General features: G+C 35.1%; 16 protein-coding genes. 3 read left to right on the top strand and 13 right to left on the bottom strand.

Annotated elements, in window-relative coordinates; genetic code table 11:
• Window positions 1-57: 57 nt before the first annotated feature.
• From LKACC16343_RS03235 to LKACC16343_RS03220, 4 genes are all read right to left on the bottom strand, one after another.
• Window positions 58-264, bottom strand: a complete 207-nt coding sequence (locus tag LKACC16343_RS03235; RefSeq protein WP_056954124.1) for a hypothetical protein — start codon at window positions 262-264, stop codon at window positions 58-60.
• A 72-nt stretch (window positions 265-336) separates the two neighbouring features.
• Window positions 337-1,785, bottom strand: coding sequence for a glycoside hydrolase family 1 protein (locus tag LKACC16343_RS03230; protein ID WP_056954121.1), 1,449 nt, complete (start codon window positions 1,783-1,785; stop codon window positions 337-339).
• Between the two features lie 64 nt (window positions 1,786-1,849).
• On the bottom strand, window positions 1,850-3,853 hold the full coding sequence (locus LKACC16343_RS03225) for a beta-glucoside-specific PTS transporter subunit IIABC (protein WP_056954119.1): 2,004 nt from the start codon (window positions 3,851-3,853) through the stop codon (window positions 1,850-1,852).
• 121 nt (window positions 3,854-3,974) lie between these two features.
• Entirely contained in the window at window positions 3,975-4,811 is an 837-nt protein-coding gene (locus LKACC16343_RS03220) for a PRD domain-containing protein (protein WP_056954117.1), read from the bottom strand.
• Between the two features lie 435 nt (window positions 4,812-5,246).
• Between LKACC16343_RS03220 and LKACC16343_RS03215 the strand changes: the two genes are divergently transcribed.
• Window positions 5,247-5,609, top strand: a complete 363-nt coding sequence (locus tag LKACC16343_RS03215) for a hypothetical protein (RefSeq protein WP_056954115.1) — start codon at window positions 5,247-5,249, stop codon at window positions 5,607-5,609.
• Window positions 5,610-5,965: 356 nt separating this feature from the next.
• On the opposite strand, the gene LKACC16343_RS03210 is transcribed toward LKACC16343_RS03215, so the two are convergent.
• The 6 genes from LKACC16343_RS03210 to LKACC16343_RS03185 all read right to left on the bottom strand — a co-directional run bounded on the left by LKACC16343_RS03210 (window position 5,966) and on the right by LKACC16343_RS03185 (window position 12,973).
• Entirely contained in the window at window positions 5,966-6,607 is a 642-nt protein-coding gene (locus LKACC16343_RS03210; protein ID WP_056954113.1) for an SDR family oxidoreductase, read from the bottom strand.
• A gap of 115 nt (window positions 6,608-6,722) precedes the next feature.
• Complete coding sequence (locus LKACC16343_RS03205; RefSeq protein WP_056954111.1) at window positions 6,723-9,041, bottom strand: glycosyl hydrolase family 65 domain-containing protein; 2,319 nt, start codon at window positions 9,039-9,041, stop codon at window positions 6,723-6,725.
• Between the two features lie 10 nt (window positions 9,042-9,051).
• Window positions 9,052-10,569 carry a PTS transporter subunit EIIC gene (locus tag LKACC16343_RS03200; RefSeq protein ID WP_056954109.1) on the bottom strand — a complete coding sequence of 506 codons (1,518 nt, stop codon included), beginning with the start codon at window positions 10,567-10,569 and terminating at the stop codon, window positions 9,052-9,054.
• Window positions 10,570-10,610: 41 nt separating this feature from the next.
• Window positions 10,611-11,315 (bottom strand): trehalose operon repressor, encoded by a 705-nt coding sequence (gene treR / locus LKACC16343_RS03195; protein ID WP_056954107.1) that lies wholly within the window; start codon window positions 11,313-11,315, stop codon window positions 10,611-10,613.
• 279 nt (window positions 11,316-11,594) lie between these two features.
• Entirely contained in the window at window positions 11,595-12,575 is a 981-nt protein-coding gene (locus tag LKACC16343_RS03190; RefSeq protein ID WP_054642828.1) for a ribose-phosphate diphosphokinase, read from the bottom strand.
• A gap of 17 nt (window positions 12,576-12,592) precedes the next feature.
• The gene (locus LKACC16343_RS03185; protein WP_056954104.1) at window positions 12,593-12,973 is read right to left on the bottom strand and encodes a YueI family protein; all 381 of its coding nucleotides are present in this window, start codon (window positions 12,971-12,973) and stop codon (window positions 12,593-12,595) included.
• Window positions 12,974-13,090: 117 nt separating this feature from the next.
• Here LKACC16343_RS03185 and LKACC16343_RS03180 point away from each other — a divergent pair, with 117 nt between their 5' ends.
• Both LKACC16343_RS03180 and LKACC16343_RS03175 read left to right on the top strand, forming a co-directional pair.
• On the top strand, window positions 13,091-13,330 hold the full coding sequence (locus tag LKACC16343_RS03180; protein ID WP_025086317.1) for a hypothetical protein: 240 nt from the start codon (window positions 13,091-13,093) through the stop codon (window positions 13,328-13,330).
• Window positions 13,331-13,545: 215 nt separating this feature from the next.
• Window positions 13,546-14,259 (top strand): hypothetical protein, encoded by a 714-nt coding sequence (locus LKACC16343_RS03175; protein ID WP_056954102.1) that lies wholly within the window; start codon window positions 13,546-13,548, stop codon window positions 14,257-14,259.
• Window positions 14,260-14,296: 37 nt separating this feature from the next.
• On the opposite strand, the gene LKACC16343_RS03170 is transcribed toward LKACC16343_RS03175, so the two are convergent.
• Genes LKACC16343_RS03170 through LKACC16343_RS03160 form a run of 3 tightly spaced genes read right to left on the bottom strand, consistent with a single transcriptional unit; the run spans window position 14,297 to window position 16,310 of the window.
• Window positions 14,297-14,896: an alpha/beta hydrolase gene (locus LKACC16343_RS03170; protein WP_056954100.1), complete on the bottom strand. Its 600-nt coding sequence runs from the start codon at window positions 14,894-14,896 to the stop codon at window positions 14,297-14,299.
• Between the two features lie 57 nt (window positions 14,897-14,953).
• Window positions 14,954-15,463: a MerR family transcriptional regulator gene (locus LKACC16343_RS03165; protein WP_056954098.1), complete on the bottom strand. Its 510-nt coding sequence runs from the start codon at window positions 15,461-15,463 to the stop codon at window positions 14,954-14,956.
• Window positions 15,453-16,310: an SDR family NAD(P)-dependent oxidoreductase gene (locus LKACC16343_RS03160; RefSeq protein WP_056954095.1), complete on the bottom strand. Its 858-nt coding sequence runs from the start codon at window positions 16,308-16,310 to the stop codon at window positions 15,453-15,455. Before LKACC16343_RS03160 ends, LKACC16343_RS03165 begins: the two co-directional genes overlap by 11 nt.

Genomic DNA, 16,310 nt, shown 5'->3' with positions numbered 1-16,310 from the left:
TAACAGTAAAAGGGAGACACATTTACAGAAAAGTGTCTCCCTTTTAATTTCATATTATTATTTGAATTTTTCCTCGCGTTTATGATGTTGCATAAAATCTTCATGATTTTTTTCCATACCAATCAAATAAACAATTGATAGTACTATCACAGCGAACATTGCCAAAATAGCATGTGGCTGTCTCATGATCAGCAACAAAATTGTTATCAATACTAAAACTAATATCGAAATTCTTAAAGTAACTTTGGGAACCTTATCTTTCATAACGACTACCTCTTTTTGAACTTCTAAGTCAATTATGAAAGCAAATCCCTCGTTACGCAATTAAGACGCTTATTAATTTTTCAAATCTTCACCATTTGATTCGATAACTTTCTTGTACCAGTAGTAACTCTTCTTAGGTGTACGGCTGAAATCTCCTTCTTGATTATCGTCACGATTAACATAAACGAAACCATAACGTTTTTCCATTTGACCAGTACCTGCTGATACTAAATCAATACAGCCCCAAGGAGTGTATCCAATCAAATCAACACCATCTTTGATGGCTTCTTTCATTTGTTCGATATGGCCTTGTAGATATTCAATACGATAATCATCATTGATTGATCCATCTTTTTCAACAGTATCACGAGCACCTAAGCCATTTTCAACGACCATAACAGGGATTCCATAACGTCCATAAACATCATTTAGATACCAACGGAGTCCTTTAGGATCCATTGCCCAGCCCCATTCGCTGTACTTAAGGTAAGGGTTCTTAACACCAGTTGAGAAGTTACCTGCGGCTTCGGCTTTACTTGGATCTGATGTCAAAGCATTTGATGAGTAGTAACTGAATGTGTAGTAATCAACAGTTCCTTCTTTAAGAACTTCAGCATCTTCAGCTGTGATGTTCAATTTAACATTGTGTTCATCCCAGAAACGTTGTGCAAAGTGTGGATATGCACCACGAACCTGAACGTCACCACAATAGTAGTTGTTAATTTCGTTAGCATGTTGAGCTTTCAAAATATCATCAGGGTTTGATGTCAATGGATAGTTAACATTACCAGCAATCATACAACCAATCATGTTTTTAGCATTGATCTTGTGACCAATTTTAACTGCTAAAGCACTGGCAACGAATTGGTGATGTAAACCTTGAAGATTGTTTTGAATATCTTCATCAGTCATTTCACCGTTGAATGGAGCGGCACCATCTTTAACTGGTAGTCCTAATGACATGTAGCCACCAAACATCATACCAATATTGATTTCGTTAAATGTTAACCAGTAGTGAACTAAATCTTTGTATTCTGTAAATAAAGTCTTGGCATATTTAACATAGAAATCGATAACTTTACGGTTGTCCCAGCCACCATAAGCTTCTGTTAAATGATAAGGCATTTCGTAATGTGAAATCGTAACTAATGGTTCAATTCCATATTTGCGACATTCTTCGAAAACATTACGATAGAAATCCAAACCTTTTTGGTTAGGTTCAGCGTCATCACCATTAGGGAAAATTCTTGTCCAAGCAACTGACATACGGTAAGTCTTGTAGCCCATACCAGCTAATAGCTTGATATCTTCTTTATAGTGATGATAGAAATCGCTCCCTTCGTGTGATGGATAATAGCCATCAGGTTGCAAATCTTTAGTAAATACACGTGGCTTCTCATAAGTTCCACCTAGCAAAAGGTCAGCTGTACTTGCTCCCTTGCCATCAACATCCCAGGCACCTTCATATTGATTGGCGGCAGTAGCTCCACCCCATAAAAAGTTCTTTGGAAATTCTGTCATAGTCTCTACTCCTTCAATTTCGTTATATTTATATGTTAACGCTTTCTGACATAAAAATTAAAGCTTATTTTAAATCAATAATACTGTCACCAGGTTCAACATGACCATCTGCTAACACACTAACATTGTTATAATTCTTTGAGTTAGTAACAATGACTGGCGTTGTAACGTCATAATCCTGACTGGTAATTCCGTCAACATCAAATTCCATTAATAGCTCACCTTGATGGACTTCTTGGCCTTGTTCAACGTGACTAGTGAAACCTTTACCTTCTAGTTGAACTGTATCCATACCAATATGAATCAACAATTCAGCGCCATCTTTAGAATTAATACCAATAGCATGTTTTGTTGGGAAGACAACTGTAATTGTCCCGTCAACTGGTGAATAAACTTTTCCTTCATCAGGAAGTATGGCAACTCCTTTACCAAGTGCTTCTGAAGCAAAGACTTCATCTTTAACGTCACTCAATGGAACGGTTGAACCTTTAACAGGACTGATAATTGTTTCTGGTGTAACTGCTTCTTTTTCAACTGTTTCTGGAGCAGCAGTTGTTGTAGCTGTTGCTGAACTAGCCATAGCTGTGGCTAATTGTGGTTCTGCATTATTTGAAGTTGGTTCCTCAACTGCATTTTCGTTCTTAATATCTTCTTTACTGAAACCAAAGACTAGTGAAAGTCCAAGCGCAACAGCAAAAGCAACAACCCATGAAATAAGAGCGCCGTAAACTGACATATCCATACCACTAGCACCAATGTAACTAGGGAATAAGAAGACACCAAGTCCTCCGACCATGTAAGCCTTAGTACCGAATAATCCCATTAAGGCACCACCGATACCAGCACCAACACAACTCATTGCGAAAACTTTTTTACGAGGTAAAGTAATACCATAAATAGCTGGTTCTGTAATTCCAAAAATACCGGATAAGAAGGCTGACCAACCAAGGCCTTGAACTTTCTTACTCTTAACTTTCATGATAACTGCTAGAACGGCACCAATTTGAGCAAAAGATGCGGCACCAGTTAAAACAAGAATTGGATCATAATGAAGATTTTGAATATTTAACATTGCCAATGGAACAAGTCCCCAGTGTAAACCGAAAATAACAAGAACTTGCCACAAACCACCAATAACGGCACCTGTAATAATTGGACTTAAGTTGTAAAGAGCTGAAGCACCAGCAGCTAATCCATCACTGATCCATGATGTAATTGGTCCTACAACCAAAAGTGTTAATGGGACAACAACTAATAAAGTAAAGAATGGAACTAGGAAGGTTTTAACAACACTTGGAATGACTTTCTTTAAGTATCGTTCAACCTTAGAGGCAATCCACATCGCCACAATGATAGGAATAACTGATGAAGTATAGTTCATCATAATTACTGGAATCTTCAAGAAGGTAATGTGAATTGGTGAAGATAACGCTGAACCAGCAAACAAAGTGAATAATGGTTTTCCAGTTACAGCAGTCGGATTCAAAGCAACGATTGTTGGATAAACTAACGCTGCACCAATTGATAATCCGATGAATTGATCAACGCCGAATTTCTTAGCAGCCGACAATCCTAAAATAATTGGTAGGAAGTAGAAGAAAGCATCCCCAATTGCGTAAAGTATAACGTATGTACCAGAAGTCTTAGTTACGGCTCCCGTTGTTACTAGAATAGTTGCCAAGCCTTTGATCATACCAGTTGCAGCCAAACAGCCTAGTGCTGGGGCAAAAATTCCAGAAATCAAATCAATAAATTTATCTAGTAAACTAGTTTTTTCATCATCTTCACCATAGTCATCAGGAACAGTTCCACCATCTGGGAAACCACCCACTTTAACAACGTGATCGTAAACGTCAGCGACTTCATTACCAATAACAACTTGATATTGGCCACCACTTTGAACAACAGTTACGACCCCTTCAGTATCTTTTAATTCTTCAGTATTAGCCTTTTTTTCATCTTTTAATTTGAAACGTAATCTTGTGGCACAATGAACAACGCTTTTAACGTTATCTTTGCCACCGACTAATTTAACAATTTTTTTAGCTAAACTATCATAGTCTTTCATAATAATTTCTCCTTTATCAGGTATCAGGCAAATAAAAAAGCTCAAGAGATCACACCACTATTCACCAATAGTAATGTAATTTTCTTGAGCTAATGCCTGCCAAACAGTAACACGCTAGTATTTAATTTTCTCGATGGGTTACTCGCCAAACATGTAAGATCAAATACATTTGATCATTTGACGACAATGCCCATCCTTTAGTATTTCGTAAAAATGTAGAAATCTTTTGAACAGTTTGATTCTCTTGAGGATATTTAGCAATCATTAATTTCAATAAACTAGGGTCCAATTGTTCACCAGCAGGCTTATTGGATTTGATTTTCTTAATTAAAAAATATCTCAAATGTGAAACCAAACGACTATAGCTGAATGATTCATCATCCAAAGTCTTATGGTAACTGATTTGAATAATATTGATGATATCGGAAATTATCTTGGAAACTTGGATCGTGTCCTGAAGGGATTCTTTTTCATTCTCCAAATTAACAAAATGATACGTCAAGAAAACTAATTCATCCTTAGCAAAATTAACTTTCAAATCCTTATTGATGATTTTAATTGCCCTTAATGATGCTTGATATTCTTTAGGAAATAACTTTTTTACTTCCCAATTAACTGCTCTATCCGTAAACTCAATGTGCTCTTTTGCCCGTTCGTAAGCAAAATTGATGTGATCAGCCAAAATTAAATATTGATAATCATTAAATTTAACCTTTAAAAAAGATTCGACATCGTTAACTATATCAGAAGTTACATCAATGATAGATTTATCATATTCCCCTAAATTATCAATGTTTGCTGTATTCTCCGACTTGAAACGTTGAGTGATTTTTGATGCGTCCACCAAATCACCCGTTTTCTTGCCAAATCCGATGCCTTTTCCAACAACTACCCATTCAACATGATGGTCATCAACTACAAGGGCTGCATTATTATTATAATTTCTTACAAATTTCAATGACTTACCCCCTAAAAAAAATACCCACTAATTGCACACTAAAATATGCACAATATTAGTAGGTTTATGCCTGATCGAATCAGTAACACACATCGTTTACAGGAACCATGATAGCGGTTTCTAAATAATACGTCAAGTATCTTTCCTAAATTAAACTACAAAAGTATCAATTTTTATTGTAGAAAGTGAATTTTTTAAGGTTCATTTATTGTCATTTTGGTTAGATAATCTTGATCAAAAAATCGATAAAATGTAATGTAAACGTTGTCAATTAAGAAGTATTAAATAAACGCTACAAATTGTCTATGTACTTCGTTATACTTGACCTAACAAGGTTTTGAACATTATATCTGTAAGCAGAAAAATCGTTTTTTATTAATATATTTTTTATCATGATATTATGCTAATAATTAAACTTGCTAAGGAGTCTTGCATATGCCAAAAAAAATTGCTGTCGTAGCCATGAATACCAAGAAGATTCCCTATGTCGGTGGTAACGAACTTATCATCACACTCGATAATCAAAAGGTTTGGTACACTGCTAATACTAAACAGATCAGAATCCCCTTCTTCACTAATGTTCTCAATTCAATGATGAATAATTTTTTCAGTACTTTTATGAAACGTTCCAATAAACAGGACGTTGTCAAAGCTAATTATTTCTCTAAACAAGTTGCCCGCTACTTAGCCAAAAATAACTACGATCAAGTTGTTTTTGAAAATGAACAACTCAGAAAGAATATTTCACGTCGTCTTGAAAAGAAAACTACTACTGTCCCAGAAACTTTACTTGCCTAAGGACATAAAAATAAGGTTCAGAAATCTTAATTGATTTCTGAACCTTATTTTTATTCTTTCTGACACTTCGATATTAATACTCCTAAAGCAAAACAAATATTCACTATCAGTAACGTTTTGACGGTGTTACTGTCAAAAGAAAATCCTGAAGGCCAAATGATCGATACTATCCAAGAAACTGAAAAAGTAACAATAATGGCTATACATATTCTAAAAAATTTCGATTTCATCATATTTTCTCACCTCAGAGAGGACAATCTACATCCCAATTTTTTAGTTCTAATTCCAGTATCTCATGAGGTTAATACTTTTTAAACAAAAAAACTGAATGCCTCTAATGACATTCAGTTTCTTATTTATCTTACAGCTTTAACAATGTCTTCATCACCAGTGACAAAGTTAATATCCTTCTTAATTGTAGAAGGTGTCTCCAAAGCTTGGGCAATAACCTTAGCTACATCAGCTCTTGGAACACTACCACCTTCATAATTGCTTTGAATATTGATTTTTCCTATAGCATCATCATTCGTCAACATTCCCGGATGTACAATTGTGTAATCCAAGTTTGTGCTGCGAAGATACTTATCAGCATAGTGCTTAGCAATATAGTATGGTCTGATTCCTGAAGCTTCCCACTTGCTACGATCATCACTATAAACAGCACTAACCATAATGTAGCGCTTAATACCTAATGTTTGGGCGATATCCATTGTCTTAATGGCACCATCTAAGTCAATTTCCATAGTCAAATCATAACCAGCACCACCGGCACCTGCTGTGAAAACTAATGTATCAGCTCCAGAGGCTTCAATTGAGTTCTTTATTTCAGCTATCGGTGCAGTCAAATCAATGTATTGTGTTGGAATATTTTCTGCTTGATAAGCCTTAATTTGTTCCTCACTACGTAATCCTGCAGCAAAATCAATCTGCTTGTTTTGAAGTTCATCAATCAACAAACGCCCTACTTTACCATGGGCGCCAATAATAAGTACTTTCATTAAAAAATACCTCCTTGAGTAACTTCACTTTAACAACAAGTATTTAATTTTTCCATTATTATGTATTCCACATAAAAACATCCAGAAATTAATAAAATAATTCCTGAATGTTTTTTTAATAACTAACTTCTTTATTAGCTTCTAACTGACATTCGTGGCCACACACTTTTATGACACATCCCTGATCAGCTTTAATTTTTATCGTATTATCTTCAAAATTCAGACGATACTTTACACCACAATATTGTTGTGTAAATGATAATCTTTGCCACTTACTTGGTAGCCGTGGATCAATGTTCAATATACCATCTACGAATTTTACACCAGCAAAATCACGCATAATAACGGTTAATACTGCACCCATAACACCAGTATGAATACCATCAGCGGTCGTTCCACCTTGAATATCATCATAATCAGAACGGATGGCTACTTGTAATTTTTCCCAAGCTTTATCGACGTCTCCTAAAGCGATATCGATACTAGCATAGACAGGTCTAGAAACAGTTGATCCATGTACAGTTCTGGCTAAGTAGTAATCGCGATTCTTTTTCAACCAATCTTTTGGCAAATTATTACCCAATTGCTCTAAGGTCTTTTGCATTACTTGTGGTCCCAAATTGTAAATCATCATCAATGAATCAGCTTGTTTGTCAACTTGATAGTCGTTAGCTGATTTATTCTCAGCTGTTAAAATGCGATCAATTCGATGGATATCGCCGTACTTCTTTTCATAATCAGCTAAATCCAAATCTTTCAGTTCAAAATAGTGATTATACTGTTCAACAATACCCTGATCATTGATATAAACTTTTAACTTATGAGCCATTTCATCAGCCTTACGAATTAATATTTCGTCAAAGTCTGATTCTTCACAGGCTTTAATAAAAATCTCTGGCATTTCTTTACGTAATTTCAACAGCCAGGACAATGACCAAGCTACCATTAAATTAGTATAGGCGTTATCTGACAAACCACCTTGATTTGTATTCGGATAAGCTTCATGGAATTCATCCGGGCCCATGACACCAGATATATGGTAGTTTTCACCATCATACTCGGCTTTTTCTATCCAAAACTTACTTGTCTGCAAAAGTACATTCAAGCCGCCTTCTTCTAACAGACTATTATCACCTGTCATCTGTGTATAATTCCAAATATCATACACAACAGCTAAAGACACATGACGTTGTAAACGTGAATTATCAGGATACCATTCATTAGTCATTGGATTCAAATGGATTAGCTGAGCCTGTTCATCACCAATACTAGCCGATTGCCAAGGATACATAGCGCCATGTTCTCGCTGCAACTCAGCGTTTTTCTTAGCAGCCGGTAATCGCTTGATCCGATATTTCATTAAGGCTTTAGCTGTTTGGGGTTCAATTGTTGTGTAGTAAGGAACGAAGAAAAGTGCATCCCAGAAAATATGTCCACGATAGCCTTCACCCGTCAATCCACGTGAACCAACTGATGCATCTAAGTCCGGATTAGCTAGTTTTTGTGCGGCTTGGTGTAATTGGAAAATATTCAAACGAATCAATTTTTGAATATCTTTATCATCACTGTTTATTTCAACGTCGGCATCTTTCCAAAAATCAGACCAATGTTGTAAATTGTTTTGATAAATTTTTTCAAAAGTACCTTTATCAAGGGCAGTTTTAACAATCTTCAAATAATCTGAACTCTCATAATCAGTCGCTACCGCCATAACCCGTTTAACATCAAAAACTTGTTTAGCAGCTAATTTAATCGTTGCACGGTCCACAATTGAATCTTGATTATAAGTCGTCTCAAAACTAACATCTGGACTAGTTGTCTTAGCACCTACAGCAAAGTTGATATTTGATTGCAAGGTCTTCCCTTGTAAAACGTGATTGGCTATTTGAGTTACTTTAAATTCCTGACTATTGAATTTACGATAGCGAGCGACATTCTGATTTTGAATTTTACCATCGATTATCATTTCAACACTGACCTGAGCTGAAAAATCTAAAGATAACTCTACCTTTAAAGCCAAACGATGATAAGATATTGGATCACAGATTTTAGTCGTTTTAATGAACAAGTGCCCTGCATCAACTGGGTAAACTAGCTCTTCTGTTAGCTTACCTTTGTGCATATCCAGAGTGGCTTTTCTTTGATCATAAGGAACCGTAATTTCAGTTTCGTTAATTTTAATCTTTAATAATTGAGGATTGGGAAAATTAACTGGATCCTCATTTATAATGTCTCGAGAATTAACTTTGGTCGTTGTTTGATTGAAAATTCCGGCAACATATAAGCCAGGATAATGATTAGCGTTATAACGACTCATCAACGGTGCGCCCCGCCAACCGAGGTATCCATTACCTAAAGTTAATAGAGCTTCTTGACTGTAGGATTTAACACCACTTGGCGTATCCCGATAAATTATTTGCCAATTTTCTGTCATAACGATCTCCTTATTTTACAGCATCTTTAAAAACGTTCTTCTGTTGAGCTGCTTTAACTTTAGTTAAGTCAGCATCACTGAAGCCCCATAGGTAAACACAAACGAATGAGATAACAATAGTTACAACACTAGCGATAACGAAGGCCCAAATATTATTAGGATTTGTCTTAGAGAAGAATGATGGGAAACCAATCAATGATCCTGTAAAACCAAACATATCGATTTTCATTAATCCAGCAAGGAAACCACCAACGGCACCACCGATATTAGACATCCAGAAAACACGTCCGTATTTCAAATTGATACCATACATAGCAGGTTCAGTAACTCCGGCATAACCCGATAAAGCACCGGCCAATGATAAGCCTTTAACACTAGCATTCTTCGTCTTAGCCCAAACTGCTAAAGCACCAGTACCTTGAGCAATCATTGTAAAGTTGATTAAAGCATTCAAAACTGAATGACCAGTCATAGCAATATCGTTTGAAACGATAGGAACAACCATCCAATGCAAACCGAAAATTACTAAAACTTGATACAAACCACCAATTACTAATCCAGCAATAGCTTCATTAGCTGTTACTAACATGTTGATTAAAGCAGCCAATCCACTTGAAATTAATGAAATAACTGGTCCCATGATAACTAAGACAGCAGCAGAAACGATAAATAGCGTAAATAATGGTTGGAAAATTGAACGTAAACTGAGTGGTAAAACTTTTTTAAGCCAATTACCGACTGGTCTTGCTAACCAAGCAGCAAAGATAATTGGGAAAATTGAATATGTGTACTGTGGAATATGGATAGGCATACCGAAAAATTCAGCGTTCATTGGAATACCTAAGAAAGTTGCCATGCCTTTAGTTGGTGCTGCCCACAAAGCAGCAATAGTTGGGTGAACTAAAACACCTGCAATAGCAGCTACAACAATCGGATCAGAACGTAATTGTTTGGCAGCCGTGTATCCAACTAAAATCGGTAAGAAGTAAAAGGCTGAATCGCCCATAGCGTTAATAATGATGTAAGTTGTTGATTTAGTATCAATTAAATTCAAATTAAATGTAAAGAGTGTTAAAAATCCCTTTAAAATACCAGAAGCAGCAAGTAATCCAATAATAGGAATCATTGAACCAGTAATAGTTCCAATTAATAATTGAAATCCTTTAGAGATCCAACCCCAAAGACTTGTAGGTCTTTGTTGAACTTTAGCCTGTTTATTAGTTTCTTCAACCGCTGATTCAGTGGCTTCCTCATCAGAAAAGCCTTCTCCTAATTGAGCAATCACTTGATCATAAACATCAGTAACTGCTGGTCCAATGACAACTTGGTATTGACCCAAACCGGCATTATATAAGGCGCCTGCAACACCATCTAGGTTAGTAATCTTTTCCGTTTGTGCTTTCTTTTCATCTTTTAAGTAAAATCTCAAACGTGAAATACAATGAATGACTTTATTAATATTTTCAGGTCCGCCGACATAAGAAATAATCTGCGATGCTAACTCTGAATAATCTTTACTCTTTGCCATTATTCTCAATCCCCCGTATTACTAATATTTATTTTTGGCATTTAATGATGGCGTCTAGCAAACTCGACACTACTGAATTTGTCTGCTCGATGTCGTGACTCGGTATATGATAAGATTCGGCTATCAGTGAGATGGGTTTCACTCCGCACAACAACCATTGGTACTGATGATGAAATTTCCAATTGATTGCAGTCCTCATATTCAGGATTTTCAATCGTCAAATGTTTAATAGCATAATCAATTGTTAATCCTAAATTATGTTCAAAATAGTGAAACAACGAATTCTCGGCCTCTTCCACAGGAATATCTTTGACAATATCTTCATTCACGTAATCATAATCTAAAATGGTTGGTATGCCATTAACGATTCTTTCTCGTACAATCAGTTGTGCGTAAATTTGATCAGATCCAAAAAGTAAATTTTCTGGCACTAAAACATGATCCTGAATCTTAATCACTTTATTTTTTGAATCCATGCCATTTTCTTTAACTATTTCTTTATAACTTTTTATTGATGAGACTGGGAACGAAAATCGTTTTGTACTTAAAACTAAGCTTCCCTTGCCTCGTATGGTTTGAATATATCCTTCATCTGCCAACAATTGCATTGACTTACGTACCGTTTCCCGGGATACGTGGTAACGCATCACCAACTGCTGATTGCTGGGAAGAAGTTCTCCTGATTGATATTTCTGTGTTTGAATACCACTTAATAAATCGTGGTAAATTACCAAGTACTTTTTCATATGACCTCCAACGACCTAAGATTAGCATAAATAAAAAGCGCTTACATCAACGTTTTAAAGGCATTATCGGAAAAACCTAGACAAGTTGATTACAAACACCGGAAGAATTACCAAACTAAAACTAGACAAGTTTTTTCACCTTTATTTATTCTTTTATGTCGATTATATTTATTTAATATTTAAATCATAATTTTTTATTTATTTAATAGCAATTCTATTCAAAAAAAAGCAGACCTAATCGTTCATCACGATTAAGTCTGTTTTTGATTTCGTATTAACTTATTTAATTTCTGTATAGCTATCACGAACGGTAAATAATGAATCAATTGATTCATTCAATTCTGTCATTTTAATAGCATCACCGACAAGGTCTGTTACAGAAAGAATTCTTAATTTATCAAACTTGCATTCATCGGGTACCACAATTGAATCTGAAACTAGAACTTGCATAAGATCTGAGGCTTCAAGTCTCTTAGCAGCATCTTTTGAAAAGATTGGATGTGTAGCAACAGCTGAAATTGTTTTGGCACCAGCAACTTTAACAGCTTCGGCACTATTGATCATTCTTGTACCAGTATCGATCAAATCATCAACAATAACACATTGTTTACCGTCAACATCACCAATAATGTCAGGAACGACATTACTATCTTCAGTTGATCTTTGATCAACGATAGCAATTTGTGAACCGAAGACTTCAGCTAAGGCACGAGCACGTTTAGTTGAGTTATGATCTGGAGCAACGAAGACAAAATCATCAGGATTCTTGATCTTCTTTTCAAAATAACTAGCGAAAATAGGCATAGCACGTAAGTGATCAACAGGAATATCAAAGAATCCTTGAATTTGGTCAGCATGCATATCAAGGGCGATCACACGATCAACCTTACCTAATTCCAACATGTTTGCAAACAACTTTGCAGAGATAGGTTCTCTTGAACGAGATTTTCTATCTGAACGAGTATATGCAAAGTAAGGCAATACACAATTAATGTTTTGTGCACTTGCACGTCTAAGAGCATCTACAGCAATCATTAATTCCATGAAATTATCATTTACAGGATCTGAAACTGAATGAATGATGTAAACATCTTTTCCACGAATACTTTCATTAATTTGAATGTTAATTTCACCATCACTAAAATGTGAAACACTTGCATCCAATAATGGAATACCCATGTAGTCAGAAATTCTCTTAGCTAATGGCTTATTACCATTTAAAGAAAGTAAAGCAACGTTATCTAATGTACTATTAGACATATTTGTCCTCCAAAAAATTATATAAGTACTGGTCTACCAACAGGTTTACTCTCATCGGCAATCACCAAGCCCATGTCGTTTTCCGACAATGATTTGTTTTTAGTTCTAACTCCCGATTGTGAAACTATTGTAAACTTATACTTTAATTTTACACTCAATTGTAGATAATTATCCAGTAAATATGAATCTATTTTTCCATTTAAATACAAATGATACTCCGGGTACTTTTTCATTACGTTTTCAACAATATTTACATTGTCCGGATTTTTTACTTGTGAAACGGTTAAAGCAATCGCTACCCTCTCAGCAAAGTTTCCCAAAAATTTATTTTTCTCATCAGGCTTTAACTGTGGCTTGCCAAAAATATTCTTCTTTATATAATCTTCAACGTTAGTCATATTAACCCTCCATATGTCATAGTATAGCTGAGAAAGTAATAATATAAAAGAATGATAATTGTTCCTTACCCTGCAAGTAAAATTGTATAATGTGGGTAAAGAAAGGATGTGTTACTTATGGATGAGATGGTATTTTTTAACCCCGGCGATGCCATTGCTAACTCTAAAGACTTTGGTGAGGCTGTCCGCGGAGCACAAATTTACAAAGCTAAAGATCCTTATGAATCATCCCTTATCGTTGCTGAGGATGTCAGCGATAAAAAATCTTTTGTCGTATACTTTGCAAAAGACGAAAAATCAGACGTTAAAGATTCTGATAAGAGTGTAGTTCCTTATCATTTGAAGAAAAAAATTTAATTATTAAAAAAATGACCTGAACTCATAATAAATTCGGGTCATTTTTTTTACGCCACCGTAAAATGCCATAATATGACATTCCCCTGATTAGAATAGAAGTATAAATTAATTGGAGGTCGTCATATGACAACTATTACAATTGGTAAAAAAATAATAATGAAACTGAATTATATAAAGCTATCGAAAATTCCAAATCAGGTGACACAATTAAATTATTGCCTGGAGTTTACTTTTCACAATCACAACCTTACATCTTCACTATCAAACATAACCTGACTATAGTTGGTCAAACGCACAATCCCGATGCTGTTCGATTAAACTGTGCTTTTCTTTTAGATGAAGGTGCAATTTTTATTGCTCAAAATCTTTCCCTTGCCTATGGTGAAAATCAATTTAACACGATTGCAATGTACAATAACACGCAATTATTCGGACGCAACATTCACATCTCCCACACTTCTCAAGACAAATGGGATTGTCTTTATGGTAAAAACGCGCAAATTTCACTAGTTAATTCAACAATAACTATCAATAATTTGAACGCTGCCAGTCTGGATTTGGAAGACAGCCAACTTTACCTTGAAAATACACATATTGCTGGCTTAGTCACTAAACTAACTGATTCTTCTGTCAAAAATTCCATCATTGATAGCACAATCTATTTAGATGATAATAGTCTGCTTGAATTTTCTGACCTCATGATTAATTCCAATGACAATCAATCCTTCTGTGAACTTTACGCCTTGAATAATTCAAATGTTGCTGGTCAAAATTTACAAACCACTAGCTCCTCGCCAACAATTGCCCTCGCTGAATCTAATCTTAACGTTAATGAATTTAAACCTGACCTTCAAAATATCACCTGGCATTTCGATGATAATTCCGAAGTTCTCGCTGATAGTATTAGACCTTACACATCAGGACTTTAAACATGCAAAAAGCCGAATCGTAATGATTCGACTTTTTTTATTTGTTTAATTTTTCTTGAAGCCAATTATCGAGAAAAGCCAACTGAGGTCTGGTATGGAAACGATGTTGGCCGTCTTTCATCACCGTTACATTAACGTTATGATTTTGCACAAAGCCTTTTAACACTGATTTTGAAGTGTGATCATCATGTTCACCATATGGAATTTCAGTTGGAACTTGCCAATCAAGCGGATTATCTCGAACATACTGTAATGCCTGCCAAGAGAATTTCTCTTGACCAATCACTATTTCACCTTTATCACGTAATTCAGCTTCAGTAATATTATTCTTCTTCATTGAAGTTAATAAATATTGTTCCATATTCAATAATGGAGAGATGAATAAAGCTTTAGTTATCGTTATATCCTTCGTCAACATTGAGAAATACGCTCCAATGCTGTTAGCTAATATCAATATCTGATCATATTGTGGACTTACTTGATCATATACATCCTTAATTTGTTTTTCTACAATCCAAGGCAAGTATTCTTTGTAATCAATCCCAACAATATCATACTCAGGACAAACTTTTTTAAACCGTTCAGCTTCTGCGGCACTGCCACCTTTTCCATGAACATACAGGATAACTTTTTTCAAAATCCCATCCTCCAACAAATAAAGACAAACAAAACCAGTGGATTATTTATTTTTATTTTAATTATTGCGATTACGATAATCTTTAACATTTGCAAAATTTTGTAACTCTTTTAAATTTCCCTCACTTTTCAAATGTTGACTATATTCTTTGTCTAGGTCTGAGATAACTTCATTTGTTCCTGGGACAAAATGAATCGTTTCTGTTCCTGCCTCAACAGCGGTTTGATAATACCATTCTTTGAATTTTAAATAACTCATAGTATCTTCTAAATCAGTAATCTGCTGTTGTAAATCTTTTCGGTGATCTTCTAACAATTGATATCTTTTTTCTAATGTACTATCACCTTGAAGACGATATTCAATGAATTTAGAAATATCAACTACTGAAACACCAGCATTTTTTAAACAAATAATCGTTCTCATTAAATGAATATCGTTGTCTGTAAATTCACGTCGTCCAATATCATTACGTTTAACAAACGGCAATAATCCTGATTTATCATAATAACGAATTGTATCAATCGTGACACCTAATTTCTTCGACACTTGTCCTATACTATAGCTCATATTTCTCTCCTAGCAATGAGTCGTCCGTAGATAATGAAATCTCCTGACGACTCTTTATTTCAGAAATTAAATTCTCCAAATTACCGAGTCCTCCTTCATAAGCAAATTGTCCCAAAGGTAAATGTTCAGGAATTACTTCATTATCTTCTATTTGATTATAAATCACTTCAGCTATCTTTTGAGGATTTCCGGGAGCACCAGTAACCGAATCAGATACATGTACTATTGAATTTCCAAATTCCTGATAATCAGAAATATTAGGAACAACTTTATTTGAAGAACGTCCGGACCAATTTGTCCTAGCACCACTAGGTTCTACATTCATAACATGAATGCCTAAATCAGCCACTTCTTGCCTTAAAGTATCGGCGTATCCTTCAACAGCATACTTTGTAGCACTATAGAATCCCATTGTAGGCAACGTTGTTAGGGCTAAGGCTGAAGAAAGATTTACAATAACACCCGACTTTTGTGTACGCATAATTGGTAATACAGCATTGGTCATATTAGCTAAACCAAAAACATTGACTTCAAACATATACCGAACTTGATCCATATCACTTTCTTCTATCGTCGAAAAATATCCTAATCCTGCATTATTCACTAAAACGTCAATTGTACCAAATTTTTCTTTTGCCTTTGAAACAGCATCCTTAATTTCAGATTGATTTGTTACATCGATAATTACCTTTTTAATCTTATTACTGTCAAATTGATCCAAATAGTTCAGATCTTCCATTTTTCGTGCAGCGGCCACCAAATTAGTATCTTGTTTACTAGCAACAATTTGTGCTAGTTCTTTGCCAAATCCACTAGAAGTACCTGTTATTAACCATGTCTTTGCCAT

The organism is Companilactobacillus bobalius (genome assembly GCF_002179915.1).
Taxonomy (GTDB): Bacteria; Bacillota; Bacilli; order Lactobacillales; family Lactobacillaceae; genus Companilactobacillus; species Companilactobacillus bobalius.
The sequence above is the reverse complement of the archived record's forward strand: the minus strand, read 5'-3'. Positions and strand labels throughout refer to the sequence as shown.